This window comes from Nocardia sp. NPDC050713 (genome assembly GCF_040654315.1).
Lineage (GTDB): Bacteria > Actinomycetota > Actinomycetes > Mycobacteriales > Mycobacteriaceae > Nocardia.
In genome coordinates this window covers 111,405-128,230 of sequence record NZ_JBFAHS010000017.1, presented here as the reverse complement: position 1 = coordinate 128,230, position 16,826 = coordinate 111,405, and the positions used below count along the sequence as shown (strand labels likewise).

The following is a 16,826-nucleotide window of genomic DNA, read 5'->3' as shown; positions in this document are numbered from 1 at the left end:
GGAAAAGCCATGAGTGACAACGATGTCGACAAAGGCGCCGCGCCCGTTGCGGAGCGTGCTGCGGCGAGCGGCGGGTCCGCTGGCCCGGCCGCTGGTGCCGAGGCGCCTGTGTCGTCCACCGACAAGTCCTCCCCGGAGGCGAAGGACGCTGCGGCGGAGGTCGATGCGACGAGCGGAAGCGCTGCCGGTCGGGCTGGCGCGGATGCGAAGGATGCTGCGGCGGTCGGCGAGTCGGCGCAGGGCGTGACCATGGCCGTAGCTGCCGCGGATGCGAAAAGCGCTGCGGCGAAGCCTAGTTGGCGCGGCCGTCTGGGGATACCAGGCGGTGCCAAAGGGCTCGTCGCGGCACGTGCCGCGGTGGCCGTCCTGCTGGGCGGCGCGCTCGCCTCGACCGGATACTTCTTCGTGCAGAACAAGGACAACGAGGCCCTGCTGGCGGCCCACGAGGAGGCAAGGGCGGCGGCCTGCGCGTACGCGCCCGTGCTTGCCAACTACGACGCGAAGAACCTCGACGCCTACTTCACCGCGGTGTTGGACGGCGCGACCGGCGACTGGAAGAAGCAGTTCGACGACACCAGCCGTGAGCTGAAAGAGGTACTGTCCCAAGGCGAGGTGGTCTCCAAGACCAACGACGTGCAGTGCGCGGTGAAGACCGGCGACGAGACCTCGGCCGAGGCGATCGTGGTGATCGGCCAGACCATCACCAGCGTCGGCACCCAGGGCAAGCCCGCGCCCGGCCAGCTGTCCATGGTGATGCGCATGGCCAAGGTGGACGGTAAGTGGTTGGTGAACATGGTGAATTCGCCGCTGGTTCCGGCTCCGCAGCAGTAGGTTTCGTCGGTTCAGCGGGCCGCTGGCCTGCCGAACAGGATGACCTGCATCAGGTGGACGACCCGCGCCTGCGAGCTGGACGGATTGTCCGGGCCCAACCACTGACCTAGGTCGACGACCAACGCGAAAGCGGCGTGCACCAGCACCCGCGACTCGGCGGCGGACAGCTCGGGGCGCACCCCGACGACGAGCTTGGCCCACTCTTCGACGTTGAGCCGCTGGATGTTTCGCAGCACCGTGCGGTCTTCCTGCGGCACGTTGCTGATCTCGGCGTAATAGACGAAGGTCAGTTCCCGTTCGGCGAACGAACCGGCCACGTACAGCTCGATGAGCCTGGTGAGCGCGCGCTCCGGGTCGCCGTCGGAGGCGGCGATGGCTGGACCGATGGCGGCCGAAACGCGGTCCGCCGCACGGCGAAACGCGGCGGCGAGCAGATCGCCCTTGCTCCGGTAGAAGCGGTAGACGGCCGAGGAAGCGGGCAGCTCGGCGGCATTGGCGATGTCCTCCACGCTGACGTTCGGATAGCCGCGCTCGTGGAACAGTTCGATGGCGCGCCGCAGCAGCAGCTCGTGCTTGAACCGGAGCGGGACCTCGGTGGCCCCCTCGGTGGTCGGCGAGTCGCCGACCGGCGGCAGGTCGCAGCGGACGACGTCCAGGCATGCCGTGCGCAGCAGCTTGGTCAGCGACCGCACCGGGATGGACACGTGGTGATCGGAAATGCTGCCGATGACGCTGAGCACGGCGGTGGCCAGAACGAGGCTGTCCGCGCGCGCGAGTTCGGGCCGTGCCTCGGCGAGCAACGCGCCGACCACCCGATACGCCTCGATCAGCTGGTCGATCAGGATCCGGTAGTCGTCCTGCTCGAGGTAGCGGCTCTGCCACCGCAGCAGCGCCGCGCCGCGACGGTTGGTGATCGACCTCTCGATGAGCGTGTCGATGATGTGCTCGAGCCTGCGATACGCGTCGGCGTCGGCCAAGTCGTCGGGCAGCTGCACCGCCTCCGCGCAGAGCGCGCTCAGCCGCAGCGCCTCCTCACGGAACAGCGCGTACTTGCTGGGGTAGTGGCGATACAGCGCGGTGGAGCTGATGTCGAGCCGGGAGGCGATCTCTTCCATGCTGACGCCGTGGTAGCCGAGGGCGCCGAAGGCCTCGGCGGAGGTCGCCGCGATCTGCGCTCGCCGGTTTCGCGGCCGACGCCGGATCGCCCGTGCGTTCTCACCGCTCGCCGCCTCCCGGCGGGCGCCGCCTTTCCGCGCATCCATGCGGCGATGCTAACCCAAACGGATGCTCGGTAAACCCGGCTTTCGCAGGCCGGAATCAAACTGAATGATAGATCACAAACAAGTAGTAACACCGGCGGTAACGGGGACGATTATAACGATGCGGGCCAGAATACTCGGTAACATTACCGAGTGTGGCCCGGGTCCTTGGCTCCCTGTGCGCAATGGTTTCAGCCCTGTGCCGGACGGCCGAACAACGCGACCTGCATCAGCAGTCGCACCCGGTCCTGCGCGGCGATCGGGTCGCTGCCGAACGCGCGGCCGAGATCGATGACGAGCGCGAAGGCCGCGTGGATCAGGAAGCGCGCCTCGGCGGGCGAGAGTTCCGGTCGCACCTCGCGCAGCAGCTTGGCCCACTCTTCGACGCTGAGTCGTTGGATATTGCGCAGGACGGTGCGTTCCTCGGCCGGAACATGTTGGAACTCGGTGAAATACACGAAGGTGAGGGCGCGCTCGGCGAACGAGCCGGAGACGTAGTACTCGATCAGTGTGGTGAGCGCGGATTCCGGTCCGTCGGACGCCGCGACGGCGGGGCCGATCGCGGCCGACACGCGTTCGGCGGCTCTGCGGAACGCGGCGGCCAGCAGATCGCTCTTGCCGCGGTAGAAGCGGTAGACCGCCGACGCCGCGGAAAGCCCTGCGGCGCTGGCGATCTCCTCGACGCTCACATTGGGATAGCCGCGGTCGTGGAAGAGCTCGACCGCCTTGTGCAGCAACAGCTCGTGCTTGAACGACTCCGGGATCTCCACCGCCGCCGTCGGTTCCGGTTCGGCCGCGGCGGGCGGCAGCTCGGTGTTCGCCACCGACCAGCAGGCCGAGCTGAGCAGCCGGGCAAGGGCTTTCGCGGGCAACGCGGCGTGGTGATCGGCGATGCTCGTGATGGCGCTCAGCAGTGCGGCGCGCAAGACCCGGACGTCGTCATCGCCGAGTTCGGGGCGCAGCCCGCGCAATTCGGTGCCGAGCGCGTCGAGGACGGTGGCCTGCTGCTCGGCGAGCGTCTTCTGGTCCTCCGGCTCGAGGTAGCGGCCCTCCCAGCGAACCAGCGTGACGCTCGGGCGGTTCTCGATGGTGGCGCCGATCAGCGCGTCGAGCACGACGTGCAGCCGCTGCTCGGGGGAGAGTTCGGCGGCGTCGGCGGGCAGCTGGACCGACTCGGTCATCGCCCGCCCGACCCGCAGGAGCTCCTCGCGGAACAGCGCGTACTTGCTCGGATAGTGCCGATACAGCGCGGCCGAGCTGATCCCGAGCCCGGAGGCGATGTCCTCCATGCTCACGCCGTGATAGCCGAGGGCGCCGAAAGCGGCTGCGGACGCCGCGGCGATCTGCGCGCGCCGATTTTTCGGCCGTCGCTTGATCTCCCGTGGTGCCGAGTCGCCGCTGACTGCCTTTCGCGCCGTACGGCGATTGTCGACACTCATGCCGGACATCGTAACGACTTCGCGCCCGCCGTGATTTGCCCAGGTCGCGCTGCGTCGAACGGGTCGAGAGCTGAGCACGGCGGCCGTTCCGTGTGGCCCCGAGGCTCGGTCGCTTCGGGGCCACACGGTTCGCCGTTCGGCTCGCCGCGGCGGCGAGGCGGGATGCGCCGCGCCGATCCGTTCGGAGATCGGCGATCGAACGTCCGCGCTGGGGGCACCAGGAGTCGGGCCTTCATCGATCGCCGAATATTTATAAACATACAGCAGAAACGCAGCAGGTCAACAGGAAATAGACTCATGAACCGATAATCACTATGACGTAGGCGCTCGGTGCTGTCGGTGTTACCGTTGCGGTGGTTCGTCTCAGGGGCGGTTCGTCGGGAAGAGGGGGTAGCTGTGTCGGCATTTCAGATCGCGGTGGTGTTGTATCCGGGCATGACGGCGCTCGACGCGATCGGACCGTACGAGGTGTTGCGTTTCGCGCCGGGCGCGGAAGTCCGCTTCGTCGGGCACGAGATCGGTCCGGTCATCACCGACAGCGGCGCGCTCGCGCTCGGGGTCACCCACACCTTCGACGAGACACCGGCCCCGCGGCTGGTCGTGGTACCAGGCGGCCCGGCCGCGACCGCCGTCGCCGCGGACGAGCGGGTGCTGAACTGGTTGCGCGCCGTGCACGAAACCAGCGAATGGACCACCTCGGTGTGCACGGGTGCGCTCGTGCTTGCCGCGGCGGGTCTGCTCGATGGCCGGTCCGCCACGACGCATTGGGCGGCGCAGCGCGCGCTCGGCCTGCTCGGGGCCGTGCCCAAGCGCGGCGAACGATTCGTGGTCGGCGACCGCATCGCCACGGCCGCGGGTGTCTCGGCGGGTATCGACCTGGCGCTGTGGTTGGTCGGCGAGATGTTCGGCGAGGAGCGCGCCGAGGCGATTCAACTCGCCATCGAATACGACCCCCGACCGCCCTTCGACGCAGGCCACCCAGACAAGGTCGCGCCCGCGATGCGCCGCTCCGCGTTGATCGACCAGGTCCGCCTGCTCGGAGACCTGCGCCACAGCGGAACCCTGGTACGCACCCTCACGGGCGCGCAGCAGGCGTTGTGGCGCAGCGCTATTCGCCGCATCCGCGCCTGACCGGCGCGGTCGGGTCAGCGCGCAGGACGGATCTTCGCGTACCAGTCCAGCAGGTCCGGGTCGTCGACGGCGCTGCGCTCCACCACGCGCGCGGCCTCGGCGCCCTGGAACAGTTTCTTGATCGGCACCTCGAGCTTCTTGCCGGTGCGGGTGTGCGGGATGCCGGGCGCGACCAGGATCTCGTCGGGCACGTGCCGGGGCGAGACCTCGGTGCGGATGGTCGAGCTGATGCGGTCGCGCAGCTCGTCGGTCAGCTCGGCGCCGGGCGCGAGGACGACGAACAGCGGCATCCAGTACCCGCCGTCGGGCTGTTCCGCACCGATCACCAGCGCCTCGGTGATCTCCGGCAGCCGCTCGACGGACTGGTAGATGTCGGCGCTGCCCATCCGGATCCCGTGCCGGTTCAGGGTGGAATCCGAGCGGCCGTGCACGACGATGCTGCCGTGGTCGGTGATGGTGATCCAGTCGCCGTGCCGCCAGACTCCCGGGAACATGTCGAAATAGGCGTCGTGGTAACGCTTTCCGTCCGGGTCGCGCCAGAAGCTCACCGGCATGGACGGCATCGGCGCGGTGATCACCAGTTCGCCGACCTCGCCGCGCACCGGCTTGCCCGCTGGATCGAACGAGTCGAGCGCGACGCCGAGATAGGGCGCCGACAGCTCGCCCGGCCAGACCGGCACCGTGCGCACACCGCCGATGAAGGCCGAGACCACGTCGGTGCCGCCGCTGATCGAGGACACCGGAACGTGCTCGCCGACGTTGTCGCGCAACCACAGTGCCGAGGAGGGCGGTAGTGCGGATCCGGTGATGCCGACCGTGCGCAGCGCCGAGAGGTCGTGCTCGTCGCGCGGGACGACGCCCGCCTTGATGCAGGCCAGCACATAGCCGGGACTGGTCCCCACCACAGTTGCCCGCGTCTCGGCGGCGATGCGCCACAGCGCGTCCGGCGCGGGGTAGGTCGGGCTGCCGTCGTAGCAGACGATCGTCGCGCCGACCAGCAGGCCCGCGATCTGGAAGTTCCACATCATCCAGCTCGGGCTGGTGTACCAGAAGAAGGTGTCGTCGGCGCCGATATCCGATTGGAGGGCAATGGCTTTCAGGTGCTCGAGCAGCACGCCGCCGTGGCCGTGCACGATGCCCTTCGGAAGGCCGGTGGTGCCGGAGGAGAAGACGATCCACAGCGGATGATCGAAATCCACGGTCTCGGTCTGGATGACGGCCCCGGCATTGTCGGTACCGACCGCCTCCGCCCACGGCATGGCATCCGGGACCTCCAAGCCGAGCCGCGAGACGGCGACCGTAGCGCGCAGCGATTCGAAACCGCTTTGCAGCGCGGCGATATCGGCACGCTTGTCGTGCGCCTTGCCACCGAAACGGTAGCCATCGGCCGTGACGAGGACCGTCGGTTCCAGCTGGCCGAGGCGGTCGAGTGCGGCCTTCGGCGAGTAGTCCTGCCCGCACGCGCTCCAGATCGCGCCGAGACTCGCGGTCGCCAGGAAGGCGATCACCGCCTCGGGAATGTTCGGCAGGTAGCCGACGACCCGGTCACCCGGCTCGACGCCCAGTTCGCGCAGGGTGCGTGCGAAGGCGGCGGTGGCGTCGATCAGCTCGATCCAGGACACCTCGCGGGTCGGCTCGTCCTCGCCGACGGCCAGGATGGCGGGGCGGTCGGCGCGCGCCTGGCGCACGACCTGGTCGACGTAGTTGAGCTTGGTGCCCGGAAACCACTGGGCGCCAGGCATCTCCGTGCTCGCCAACACCTCGCCGTCGATCTCGCCGAGTTCGAAGTACTCCCAGACCGCCCGCCAGAAGCCGGCCAGGTCGTCCACCGACCACTGCCACAGCGAGTGGTAGTCCGACGTGGCGACGCCGGTGCGCTCGGCGACGAACCGCGCGAACTCGGTCACCTCGGCGTCGGCGATGTCCCGTTCGGTCGGCACCCACTGTGGTTGCACCGCAATACCTCCTGGCTCGTGGGGGTGGATCAGTTGTGGGCGTGCGCGCGCCGCACGATCTGTTCGGCGTGCCGCAGCACCGGGGCGTCGACCATCCGGCCCTCGAAGGCGAAGACGCCGCGGTGCTTGGGCACCTCGTCGAGTACCCGCCTCGCCCAGGCGATTTCGTCGTCAGCGGGTGCGTAGGCGGCGCGGATCACCGGCACTTGGCTGGGATGGATCGCGACCTTCGCGTCGAACCCAATGGCCACCGCGTCGTCGGTCTCGGCCCGCAGGCCCTCGAGATCGCGGATGTTCAGGTACACCGAGTCGAGGGCGAACTTGTCGTAGGCCTTGGCGGCGAGCAGCGCGCCGGAGCGCACGTGCCGCGCGACGTCGCGATAGCCGCCGTCGGCGTGCCTGCTCGCGGTGCCGCCCAGACCCGCGATCAGGTCCTCCGCGCCCCACATGACGCCGATCGCGTTGCGCGCCGTGACCGCTTGTCCGATGTTCAGCGCGCCGAGCGGCGATTCGACGAGCGCGATAACCTCGTAGTCGGACAGCGCGATGATCTGTTCGGCCGCTTCGGTTTTCGGCAACATGACGCGGCGGTAGCCGGTCTCGGCCAAGGCCGCGAGATCCAGCTCGTGCTCGTCGGTGCCCGCCGCGTTGACCCGCACCACGGTGGTCTCCGGGTCGAGCGGGGACGCGATCAGGGCCGCGCGTGCGCCGGCCTTGTCACCGGCCGCGACGCCGTCCTCCAGATCGAGGATCACCACGTCGGCGGCCGCCGCTGCCTTGGCATAGCGTTCGGGTCGGTCGGCGGGGCAGAACAACCAGCCCGGACCCGCCATCTGCCACGTCATGCCTGCTCCGGCGCCATGCGGACCAGCGTCTTGCGGGTGGCCGTCGCGACCACTTCACCGTGCTGATTGCGCCCGGTGTGGGCGAAGGTCACGATGCCCTCGCCGGGGCGGGACTTGGACTCGCGCTTGTCGGTGACCACGGTCTCGGCGTACAGGGTGTCGCCGTGGAACACCGGGTGCGGGAAGTTGATCTCGGAGAAGCCGAGATTCGCCACGATGGTGCCCTGGGTCAGCTGGGCGACCGAGAGCCCGACCAGGGTGGACAGGGTGAACATGGAGTTCACCAGTCGCTTGTTGAACGGCGGCAGCGCGTCGCTGAACGCCGCGTCCAGGTGCAGCGCCTGGGTGTTCATGGTCAGCGTGGTGAACAGGACGTTGTCGGCCTCGGTGATGGTGCGACCCGGCCGGTGTTCGTAGACGACGCCGGTCTCGAACTCCTCGAACCACAAGCCGCGCTGGACGATTCGCCGCTCGCTGTGTTCCGTCACAGACCCAACTCCCGTCCGATCAGCATCAGCTGCACCTCCGTCGTGCCCTCGCCGATTTCCAGGATCTTGCTGTCGCGGTAATGCCTGGCCACAGCGTATTCGTTCATGAAGCCGTTGCCGCCGAAGATCTGGGTGGCGTCGCGGGCGTTGTCCATCGCGGCCTCGCTGGCCACCAGCTTGGCGATGGAGGCCTGCTTCTTGAACGGCTTGCCCGCGAGCATCAGCGCGGCGGCGTCGTAGTAGGCGGTGCGCGCGGCGTGCGCGCGGGTCTCCATGCGGGCGATCTTGAAGGCGATGGCCTGGTTGCGACCGATCGGCTGACCGAACGCGAGCCGCTCCTTGGCGTAGCGCACGCTCTCGTCGACGCAACCCTGGGCCGCGCCCACCGACAGCGCGGCGATCGCGATGCGGCCCTCGTCCAGGATGCGCAGGAAGTTGGCGTAGCCGCGGCCGCGCTCGCCGAGCAGGTTCTCCTCCGGCACCCGCACGTCGCTGAAGCTGAGCGGGTGGGTGTCCGAGGCGTTCCAGCCGACCTTGTTGTAGGCGGGCTCCGCGACGAAGCCGGGGGTGTCGGTCGGCACCAGGATGGTGGAGATCTCCTTCTTGCCGCCGGTCGTGCCGGTCACCGCGGTCACCGTGACGAGCTTGGTGATGTTCGTGCCGGAGTTGGTGATGAACTGCTTGCGGCCGTTGATGATCCACGTGCCGTCGTCCAGCACGGCCTTCGTGGTGGTGCCGCCCGCGTCGCTGCCCGCGTCCGGCTCGGTGAGCCCGAACGCCGCCAGCGAGCGGCCGCTGGTCAGCTGCGGCAGCCACTCCTGCTTCTGCTTGTCGTCGCCGAAGCGGTAGATCGGCATGGCGCCGAGCGAGACGCCCGCTTCCAGCGTGATGGCGACGCTCTGGTCGACCTTGCCCAGTTCCTCGAGCGCGAGGCACAGCGCGAAGTAGTCGCCGCCCATGCCGCCGTACTCCTCGGGGAAGGGCAGGCCGAACAGGCCCATGTCCGCCATGCCCGCGACGACCTCGTACGGGAAGGTGTGGTTCGCGTCGTGCTCGGCGGCGACCGGGGCGACCACCTGCTGGGCGAAATCGCGGACCGTCAGGGCCAGATCGCGGTAGTCCTCGGGCAGCGTGCCGGTGGACAGGAAGTCGGTCATTCGGAAGTTCCTTCTCGCTCAGAGGTATTCGACTCGGCGACGATGCGGGCCAGCGGCTGGTCGAGGCGCACCTGGGCGCCCGGCTCGACCAGGACTTCGACGACGCCCGCGACCGGCGCGGTGAGCGTGTGCTCCATCTTCATCGCCTCCACCACGACGACCGGCGCGCCCGCCGCCACCGTCGCGCCGGCGGCCACCGGGACGGCGATCACCGAACCCGGCATGGGACTGCGTATTTCGGCGTCGCCGACGTGTTCACCGCCGCCGCGCACGTTGACCTCGGCGACCTCGCGCAGCACCGAGACGCCCGCCGGACCCGCCACCCAGAGCTGTCCGTCGTGTTCGGCCACCCGGTAGTCGCGGCGCAGGTCGTCCAAGGTCAGGGTCAGGACACCGCTTTCCGCCGTGTCCGCCACGAAAGAGGCCGACAGCGTACGGGATTCGCCGTCGCCGACCTGGACCTGCGCCGATTCGGGGCGGCCGGTGAGGTAGACGTGCTCGGTGCGGTCGCCGCCCGCGAGCCGGATCGGGGTGGGCGCGTGCACGCCGATTCGCCAGCCGGACGGGATGTCCCACGGATCGTTCGCGTCGGCGGGCCAGCGGCGCAGCCAGTGGTAGGCGGCCGCGACGACGAATTCCTCGTCGCGCACCGGCTGCGGCCGGAAATCGCCGACCCTGCGGTCGAGCAGGCCGGTGTCGAGTCGTCCCGCCGCCACGTCCGGGTCGGCGAGCAGGAAGCGCAGGAACTCGACATTGCTGGTGACGCCGAGCAGCACGGTGTCGGCCAGCGCGCGGTCCAGCGCGCCGAGCGCGGCGGCGCGGTCCGGGCCATGCGCGATGACCTTGGACAGCATCGGGTCGTAGTCGCTGCCGACCACGGTGCCTTTGCGCAGACCCGAATCCACCCGCACGCCAGGGCCTTCCGGCTCGACGAGATCCAACACCGTGCCGCCGGTGGGCAGGAACCCGCGACCGGGATCCTCGGCGTAGACGCGCGCCTCGATGGCGTGGCCGGTGAGGCGGATCTCCTCCTGGCGCGCGCCGATCTTCTGGCCCGCCGCGACCCTGACCTGGCATTCCACCAGGTCGACGCCGGTCACCAACTCGGTGACCGGATGCTCCACCTGCAACCGGGTGTTCATCTCCATGAAGAAGAACTCGTCCGGCCGGTCGGCGGAGACGATGAACTCGACCGTGCCCGCGCCGACGTAGTTCACGCTGCGCGCGGTGTTGCAGGCGGCGGCGCCGATGCGCGCCCTGGTCTCCGCGTCCAGCAGCGGAGACGGCGCTTCCTCGATCACCTTCTGGTGCCTGCGCTGCAAGCTGCATTCGCGCTCGCCCAGGTGCAGGACGTTGCCGTACTGGTCGGCCAGGATCTGCACTTCGATGTGGCGCGGACGGGTGACGAACCGCTCCAGGAACAGGGTGTCGTCGCCGAACGCCGCGCCCGCCTCGCGCCGCGCGCTGACCAGCGCGTCGGGCAGCAGCGCCGGATCCTCGACCAGGCGCATGCCCTTGCCTCCGCCGCCCGCCGACGGCTTGACCAGCACCGGGTAGCCGATCTCGGCGGCCGCGGCGATCAGCTCGTCGTCGGTGAGGCCGGGCTTGGCGATGCCGGGGACCACCGGGACGTCGAAGGCCGCGACGGTGTTCTTGGCGGCGATCTTGTCGCCCATGATCTCGATGGCGCGAGCGGGCGGACCGAGGAAGACGATGCCCGCCTCGGCCAGCGCGGCGGCGAAAGCGGCGTTCTCCGAGAGGAATCCGTAGCCGGGGTGCACGGCTTGCGCGCCGGTGCGCACGGCGGCCGCGACGACTTTGTCGATGGCCAGGTAACTCTCGCGTGCGGGTGCCGGGCCGAGCCGCACGGCGGTGTCCGCCTCGACGACGTGCCTGGCCCCGGCGTCGGCGTCGCTGTAGACGGCGACCGAGCGAATGCCCATGGCGCGCAATGTGCGGATGACGCGCACCGCGATCTCGCCGCGATTGGCGACGAGCACGGTGTCGAAACCGACGGGGTGGGATTTGTTCAACATCGGGATCACATCCGGAAGACGCCGTAGGAAACCGGTTCGAGCGGCGCCTGTGCGCAAACCGAAAGGGCGAGGCCGAGAATGGTTCTGGTGTCGGCGGGGTCGATGACACCGTCGTCCCAGAGGCGGGCCGTCGAGTAATACGGATTGCCCTGGTGTTCGTACTGGTCGCGGATCGGCGCCTTGAACGCCTCCTGATCCTGCTCCGACCAGGGCTGCCCGCTGCTGTCCAGCTGATCGCCGCGCACGGTGGCCAGCACCGAGGCGGCCTGCTCGCCGCCCATCACCGAGATCCGCGCGTTCGGCCACATCCACAGGAAGCGCGGCGAATACGCGCGCCCGCACATCGAGTAGTTGCCCGCGCCGTAGGAACCGCCGATGACGACGGTCAGCTTGGGCACCCGCGCGCAGGCCACCGCGGTCACCATCTTCGCGCCGTGCTTGGCGATGCCGCCCGCCTCGTAATCACGCCCGACCATGAAGCCGGTGATGTTCTGCAGGAACAGCAGCGGGATCTCGCGCTTGTCGCACAGCTCGATGAAATGCGCGCCCTTCATGGCGGATTCGCTGAACAGCACGCCGTTGTTGGCGACGATGCCCACCGGGTGGCCGTGGATGCGCGCGAACCCGGTGACCAGCGTCTTGCCGTATTCCGCCTTGAACTCGTGGAATCCGCTCTCGCCGTCGCCGCCGTCCACGATGCGGTGGATGACCTCGCGCACGTCGTAGGGGGTGCGCAGGTCGACCGGCACCACGTCGTACAGCTCGGACTCGGGCAGCGCGGGCGGCCTGGAAGCCGTGATCTCCCAGGGGCTTTGCGGTCGCGGGCCCAAGGTGGCCACGATGCGGCGCACGATGCGCAGCGCGTCCTGGTCGTCCTCGGCCAGGTGGTCGGTGACGCCTGAGGTGCGTGAGTGCAGCGCGCCGCCGCCCAGCTCCTCGGCCGTGACCACCTCGCCGGTGGCCGCCTTCACCAGCGGCGGGCCGCCGAGGAAGATCGTGCCCTGGTCGCGCACGATCACCGCCTCGTCGCTCATCGCGGGCACGTACGCACCACCCGCGGTGCAGGACCCGAGCACGGCCGCGATCTGCGCGATGCCCTTGGCGCTCATGGTCGCCTGGTTGTAGAAGATGCGGCCGAAGTGCTCGCGATCGGGGAACACCTCGTCCTGGTGCGGCAGGAACGCGCCGCCCGAGTCGACCAGGTACAGGCAGGGCAGCCGGTTCTGCAGCGCCACCTCCTGCGCCCGCAGGTGCTTCTTCACCGAGAGCGGGTAGTAGGTGCCGCCCTTGACCGTGGCGTCGTTGGCCACGATGACGCACTCGCGTCCCGACACCCGACCGATCCCGGCGATCACGCCCGCGCCGGGGCATTCGTCGCCGTACATGCCGTTCGCCGCGAGCGGGGAGAGCTCGAGGAACGGGCTGCCGGGATCGAGCAGCTGATCCACCCGCTGCCGCGGCAGCAGCTTGCCGCGCGCGATATGCCGCTCCCGCGCCTTGGCGGGCCCGCCGAGCGCGGCCGCCGCCAGCCGAGCGCGCAGGTCGCTGGTGAGCGCCTCGTGCGCCGCGCGGTTGCCGACCTCTTGGGTAACCGTCATCACGTCCGCCGTCCAGTTAGTCGCCGATAACTGGAATTCAGGTTAATATCGATTAACCGAGTTGTCCAGATCGGGTGAAAGGAGCGGGTGTGACCGGCACGGAAGCTGTGGCACTCACCCGCCGCGAGCAGCTGAAGGCGGAGCGGCGCAAGCAATTGCTGGAGGCGGGGGCGCGGCTCATCGCCGATCGGGGTTTCCTCGGCGTGCGGCTCGACGATCTCGGCGCGGCCGTCGGCATCAGCGGCCCCGCGGTCTACCGGCACTTCCCGAACAAGGAGGCGCTGCTGGTCGAGCTGCTGGTCGGGGTCAGTCAGCGGCTGCTGGCCGGTGGCCGGGCCGTCGTGGTCGGCGCCAACTCCGCCGAGGCCGCGCTGGAAGGTCTGATCGACTTCCATCTGGACTTCGCGTTCGGCGAGCCCGAACTCATCCGCATCCAGGACCGTGACCTGGACAACGTGCCCGCCGGGCCGCGTCGCGAGCTGCGGCGCACCCAGCGCCAGTACGTCGAGGTCTGGGTGGAGGTGTTGCGCAAACTGCATCCTGGGCTGCCCGAGGAGGGGGCGCGGGTGCAGGCGCACGCCGCGTTCGGCCTGCTCAACTCGACCCCGCACAGCGCGCCGCCCGCGACCGCGAGCAAGGCGCGGCCGATCCTGCGCGAGATGGCGCTGTCGGCGCTGAACCGAACCGGCTGATCCCGCGCGGACCGGCCGACTCATCGAGCGCTCCACCCACCGTCCATGGTGTAGGACGCGCCGGTGACCATGCCCGCGTGTGGGCCGGTGAGCCAGCCGACCAGAGCCGCGACCTCGTCGGGTTCGACGAGCCGCTTGATGGCGCTCTCGGTGAGCATGATCTTCTCGATCACCTGCTGTTCCGGGATGCCGTGCGTTCTGGCCTGATCGGCGATCTGCTTGTCCACCAATGGTGTTCGGACGTAACCGGGGTCGACGCAGTTGCTGGTCACGCCGTGCGCGCCGCCCTCCAGCGCGGTGACCTTGGACAGCCCTTCCAGGCCGTGCTTGGCCGTCACGTAGGCGGCCTTGTACGCCGAGGCGCGCAGCCCGTGCACCGACGAGATGTTGACGATGCGCCCGAATCCGTTGCGGTACATGTGCGGCAGCGCCGCGCGGATGAGCAGGAACGGCGCTTCGACCATCAGGGTGAGGATGTCGCGGAACTGCGCGGGCGGGAAGTCCTCGATCGGATGGATGCGCTGGATTCCGGCGTTGTTCACCAGCACGTCCGCCTCGAGGCGCAGGTCTTCGAGCGCGGCGACGTCGAGAAGGTCGACCTGCCACGGCTTTCCGCCGATCTCGTTGGCCAGCTTCTGGGCGCCGTCGCCGTCGATGTCGGCCACGGTGACCTCCGCGCCGCGGGCCGCGAGCTCGCGCGCGCAGGCCGCGCCGATGCCGCTCGCGCCGCCGGTGACCAGGGCGCGCCGTCCGAGTAGGTCGGTCATCGAGCGGTCACCTCGGCGTCGGCCCGGTCGACCGCCTGCAGGTCGAGACCGCTTGTCTCCCTGGCGAAGAGCACGGCCACCACTGTGACGGCCGCGGCGCCCGCCAGGTACCAGGCGATCGGCACCGACGAGCCGAAGCTGTCGAGCAGCCGGACCGCGATGATCGGCGCGAGCGAGCCCGCCACGATGGAGGTGACCTGATAGCCGAGGGACACACCGGAATAGCGCATCCGGGTGGGGAACATCTCCGCCATGATCGCGGGCTGGGCCGCGTACATCAGCGCGTGAAAGACCAGCCCGACGATGATCGCCGACATGATGACCAGGTGGCTTCCGCTGTCCATCATCGGAAAGGCGAAGAAACCCCAGGTGCCCGCGGTGAGCGCGCCGACGAGATACACCGGCCGCCTGCCGAATCGGTCGGACAGGTGCCCGGCCAGCGGGATCGCCGCGAAGTGCACCGCGTGCGCCGCCAGCAGCCACCACAGGATGGTCTTCGTGTCCGCACCGACGTGCACCTTCAGGTACGTGATGGAGAACGTGACCACCAGGTAGTACATGATGTTCTCGCCGAAGCGCAGGCCCATCGCGGTGAAAACGCCTCGGGGATAACGCTTCAGCACCTCGACTACGCTGAACGAGGTCGCCTCGAGCTGTTCGGCCTCGCGCTGCGCCTCCAGGAAGATCGGCGCGTCGGTGACCTTGGTGCGGATGTAGTAGCCGACCAGCACGACCACCGCCGACAGCCAGAACGCGACCCGCCAGCCCCAGGACAGGAACGCGGCGTCCGAAAGTGTCGAGGTCAGCGCGAGCAGCACGACCGTGGCCAGCAGATTGCCCGCGGGCACACCCGCCTGCGGCCAGCTCGCCCAGAAACCGCGACTGCGGCTGGGACTGTGTTCGGCGACGAGCAGCACCGCGCCGCCCCATTCGCCACCCACCGCGAAGCCTTGGATGAAACGGAGGGTCACCAGCAGTGCGGGCGCCCAGTAGCCGATCTGCCCGAAGGTTGGCAGGCAGCCCATCAGGAACGTCGCGCTGCCGACCAGCAGCAGGCTGAATTGCAGCAGCTTCTTGCGTCCGTAGCGATCGCCGAAGTGTCCGAAGACGATGCCGCCGAGCGGTCGCGCCGCGAAGCCGACCGCGTAGGTGACGAACGCGGCGAGAATCGCGTCCAGATCGCTGGTCCCCTTGGCGAAGAACACCTTGCTGAACACCAGCGTGGCGGCCGTGCCGTAGAGGAAGAACTCGTACCATTCGACGACCGTGCCCGCCATCGAAGCGGAGACGACCCGCCGTAGACCGGTGGGTGTCGGACTGGGATCGCTGTCCGTCGCGATTTCGCGCACGCTCATCGAACTCTCCTTCATGACGGGAGCCACATCACCCCTCATCTGTGATGCGGCACACACGTTGTGGCTGGAACGAGTATTCGTGCAGATCTCTGTCGGTGGCAATGCCCAGATGTGCACGACCAATCTGCAAAGATGCAGATATGAGTCCGGCTTCCCCCGGATTCGGCCGCCGTCCCAGCGCCGACGACCTGCTGGTGCTGCTCGCGGTGGGCCGATCCGGTCGCTTCGTGTCCGCCGCCGACGAACTCGGCATCAACCACACCACCATCTCCCGCCGCATCGCCGCGCTCGAGGAAACGCTCGGCGGGCGCGTGCTGACCCGGGTGACCGGCGGCTGGGAACTCACCGACCTCGGCCGCGACGCGCTGGCCGCCGCCGAAGCCGTCGAATCGGCAGTCAAGTCGCTGGCCGCCGACCCGGCCGGTAACCGGACGCTCGAGGGAGTCGTGCGCCTCTCGGCCACCGACGGATTCAGCGCCTACCTCGCTGCGCCCGCGGTGGCGCAGGTGCAACGCAGGCATCCGAAGATCGCCGTCGAGATCGTGACGGCCACCCGTCGCGCTTCCCAGCAGCGGTCCGGGCTGGACATCGAGGTCGTCGTCGGCGAGCCGCAGGTACACCGCGCCAAGGCGATTCGGCTCGCCGACTATCGGCTGGGTTTGTACGGCTCGCGACAATATTTGCGCGAGAACGGAATCCCCGCAGGCATCGAGGATCTCGCGCGGTACCCGCTGGTCTACTTCATCGACTCCATGCTCCAAGTCGACGACCTCGACCTGGCCTCCAGCTTCGCCCCTTCCATGCGCGAATCCATCTCATCCACAAACGTTTTCGTGCACGTCGAGGCGACGCGCGCGGCGGCGGGGCTCGGGCTACTGCCCTGCTTCATGGCCGACCGCCACGACGATCTGGTGCGGGTTCTGCGAGACGAGGTTTCGGTGCAGTTGGCGTACTGGTTGGTGACGCGGACGGAGACGTTGCGCAGGCCGGAGGTCGCGGCGGTGGTCGATGCGATCCGGGAGCGGGTGTGGGAGCAGAAGGGGATGTTGTTGGGGGAGGACGGGTAGGGAACTGCTTCCAAGAACCGGCCGGAAGCCACAATCAGCCGAGCATCTCGTCGATGGTTTTCGCGGTGGCAGCCCGTTCGACCCAGCTGTTCAGCAGATCCGCGTCAGCGCACCCGCGCAGGCGGACTTCGGTTTCGATCGGGATTCGGCTGCGTCGGGCGCGGAGCATTGTCAGCAGTGCCCGTGCCTCTCCGCGTGCCTCGCCC

The 16,826-nt window shown here is 69.0% G+C and carries 14 protein-coding genes; 4 read left to right on the top strand and 10 right to left on the bottom strand.

Annotation, left to right across the window (positions count from 1 at the left end; genetic code table 11):
• Window positions 1-9: 9 nt before the first annotated feature.
• Window positions 10-831 (top strand): hypothetical protein, encoded by an 822-nt coding sequence (locus AB0H49_RS27685; RefSeq protein ID WP_357255637.1) that lies wholly within the window; start codon window positions 10-12, stop codon window positions 829-831.
• Between the two features lie 11 nt (window positions 832-842).
• Here the strand turns inward: AB0H49_RS27685 and AB0H49_RS27680 are convergent, their stop codons facing one another.
• Window positions 843-2,093 (bottom strand): TetR family transcriptional regulator, encoded by a 1,251-nt coding sequence (locus tag AB0H49_RS27680; protein ID WP_357255635.1) that lies wholly within the window; start codon window positions 2,091-2,093, stop codon window positions 843-845.
• Window positions 2,094-2,281: 188 nt separating this feature from the next.
• On the bottom strand, window positions 2,282-3,529 hold the full coding sequence (locus AB0H49_RS27675; RefSeq protein ID WP_355002191.1) for a TetR/AcrR family transcriptional regulator: 1,248 nt from the start codon (window positions 3,527-3,529) through the stop codon (window positions 2,282-2,284).
• Between the two features lie 396 nt (window positions 3,530-3,925).
• On the opposite strand from AB0H49_RS27675, the gene AB0H49_RS27670 reads away from it, so the two are divergent.
• Window positions 3,926-4,660: a DJ-1/PfpI family protein gene (locus AB0H49_RS27670; RefSeq protein WP_357255633.1), complete on the top strand. Its 735-nt coding sequence runs from the start codon at window positions 3,926-3,928 to the stop codon at window positions 4,658-4,660.
• A 14-nt stretch (window positions 4,661-4,674) separates the two neighbouring features.
• Here the strand turns inward: AB0H49_RS27670 and AB0H49_RS27665 are convergent, their stop codons facing one another.
• Genes AB0H49_RS27665 through AB0H49_RS27640 form a run of 6 tightly spaced genes read right to left on the bottom strand, consistent with a single transcriptional unit; the run spans window position 4,675 to window position 12,739 of the window.
• Window positions 4,675-6,615: an acetoacetate--CoA ligase gene (locus AB0H49_RS27665; RefSeq protein WP_357255631.1), complete on the bottom strand. Its 1,941-nt coding sequence runs from the start codon at window positions 6,613-6,615 to the stop codon at window positions 4,675-4,677.
• 29 nt (window positions 6,616-6,644) lie between these two features.
• Window positions 6,645-7,460: a CoA ester lyase gene (locus tag AB0H49_RS27660; protein ID WP_357255629.1), complete on the bottom strand. Its 816-nt coding sequence runs from the start codon at window positions 7,458-7,460 to the stop codon at window positions 6,645-6,647.
• Entirely contained in the window at window positions 7,457-7,948 is a 492-nt protein-coding gene (locus AB0H49_RS27655; RefSeq protein ID WP_355002187.1) for a MaoC family dehydratase, read from the bottom strand. The genes AB0H49_RS27660 and AB0H49_RS27655 overlap by 4 nt, the downstream gene beginning before the upstream one ends.
• Window positions 7,945-9,105 carry an acyl-CoA dehydrogenase family protein gene (locus AB0H49_RS27650; protein ID WP_355002186.1) on the bottom strand — a complete coding sequence of 387 codons (1,161 nt, stop codon included), beginning with the start codon at window positions 9,103-9,105 and terminating at the stop codon, window positions 7,945-7,947. Before AB0H49_RS27650 ends, AB0H49_RS27655 begins: the two co-directional genes overlap by 4 nt.
• Window positions 9,102-11,141, bottom strand: coding sequence for a biotin carboxylase N-terminal domain-containing protein (locus AB0H49_RS27645; protein WP_357255626.1), 2,040 nt, complete (start codon window positions 11,139-11,141; stop codon window positions 9,102-9,104). The genes AB0H49_RS27650 and AB0H49_RS27645 overlap by 4 nt, the downstream gene beginning before the upstream one ends.
• Before the next feature lie 5 nt (window positions 11,142-11,146).
• Window positions 11,147-12,739: a carboxyl transferase domain-containing protein gene (locus AB0H49_RS27640; protein ID WP_355002184.1), complete on the bottom strand. Its 1,593-nt coding sequence runs from the start codon at window positions 12,737-12,739 to the stop codon at window positions 11,147-11,149.
• Between the two features lie 89 nt (window positions 12,740-12,828).
• Between AB0H49_RS27640 and AB0H49_RS27635 the strand changes: the two genes are divergently transcribed.
• The gene (locus AB0H49_RS27635; protein ID WP_357255624.1) at window positions 12,829-13,431 is read left to right on the top strand and encodes a TetR/AcrR family transcriptional regulator; all 603 of its coding nucleotides are present in this window, start codon (window positions 12,829-12,831) and stop codon (window positions 13,429-13,431) included.
• 20 nt (window positions 13,432-13,451) lie between these two features.
• On the opposite strand, the gene AB0H49_RS27630 is transcribed toward AB0H49_RS27635, so the two are convergent.
• Together AB0H49_RS27630 and AB0H49_RS27625 are read right to left on the bottom strand one after the other, a co-directional pair.
• Complete coding sequence (locus AB0H49_RS27630; protein WP_357255622.1) at window positions 13,452-14,198, bottom strand: 3-hydroxybutyrate dehydrogenase; 747 nt, start codon at window positions 14,196-14,198, stop codon at window positions 13,452-13,454.
• Entirely contained in the window at window positions 14,195-15,553 is a 1,359-nt protein-coding gene (locus AB0H49_RS27625; protein ID WP_355002181.1) for an MFS transporter, read from the bottom strand. Before AB0H49_RS27625 ends, AB0H49_RS27630 begins: the two co-directional genes overlap by 4 nt.
• Before the next feature lie 140 nt (window positions 15,554-15,693).
• On the opposite strand from AB0H49_RS27625, the gene AB0H49_RS27620 reads away from it, so the two are divergent.
• Window positions 15,694-16,620 carry a LysR family transcriptional regulator gene (locus tag AB0H49_RS27620; protein WP_357255620.1) on the top strand — a complete coding sequence of 309 codons (927 nt, stop codon included), beginning with the start codon at window positions 15,694-15,696 and terminating at the stop codon, window positions 16,618-16,620.
• Window positions 16,621-16,826 lie beyond the last annotated feature (206 nt).

Coding starts and splice junctions, on each gene's coding strand:
- AB0H49_RS27640 (WP_355002184.1), bottom strand. CDS start 12,739: ATGACGGTTACCCAAGAGGTCGGCAACCGCGCGGCGCACGAGGCGCTC.
- AB0H49_RS27630 (WP_357255622.1), bottom strand. CDS start 14,198: ATGACCGACCTACTCGGACGGCGCGCCCTGGTCACCGGCGGCGCGAGC.
- AB0H49_RS27685 (WP_357255637.1), top strand. CDS start 10: ATGAGTGACAACGATGTCGACAAAGGCGCCGCGCCCGTTGCGGAGCGT.
- AB0H49_RS27680 (WP_357255635.1), bottom strand. CDS start 2,093: ATGGATGCGCGGAAAGGCGGCGCCCGCCGGGAGGCGGCGAGCGGTGAG.
- AB0H49_RS27645 (WP_357255626.1), bottom strand. CDS start 11,141: ATGTTGAACAAATCCCACCCCGTCGGTTTCGACACCGTGCTCGTCGCC.
- AB0H49_RS27650 (WP_355002186.1), bottom strand. CDS start 9,105: ATGACCGACTTCCTGTCCACCGGCACGCTGCCCGAGGACTACCGCGAT.
- AB0H49_RS27675 (WP_355002191.1), bottom strand. CDS start 3,529: ATGAGTGTCGACAATCGCCGTACGGCGCGAAAGGCAGTCAGCGGCGAC.
- AB0H49_RS27620 (WP_357255620.1), top strand. CDS start 15,694: ATGAGTCCGGCTTCCCCCGGATTCGGCCGCCGTCCCAGCGCCGACGAC.
- AB0H49_RS27625 (WP_355002181.1), bottom strand. CDS start 15,553: ATGAGCGTGCGCGAAATCGCGACGGACAGCGATCCCAGTCCGACACCC.
- AB0H49_RS27660 (WP_357255629.1), bottom strand. CDS start 7,460: ATGACGTGGCAGATGGCGGGTCCGGGCTGGTTGTTCTGCCCCGCCGAC.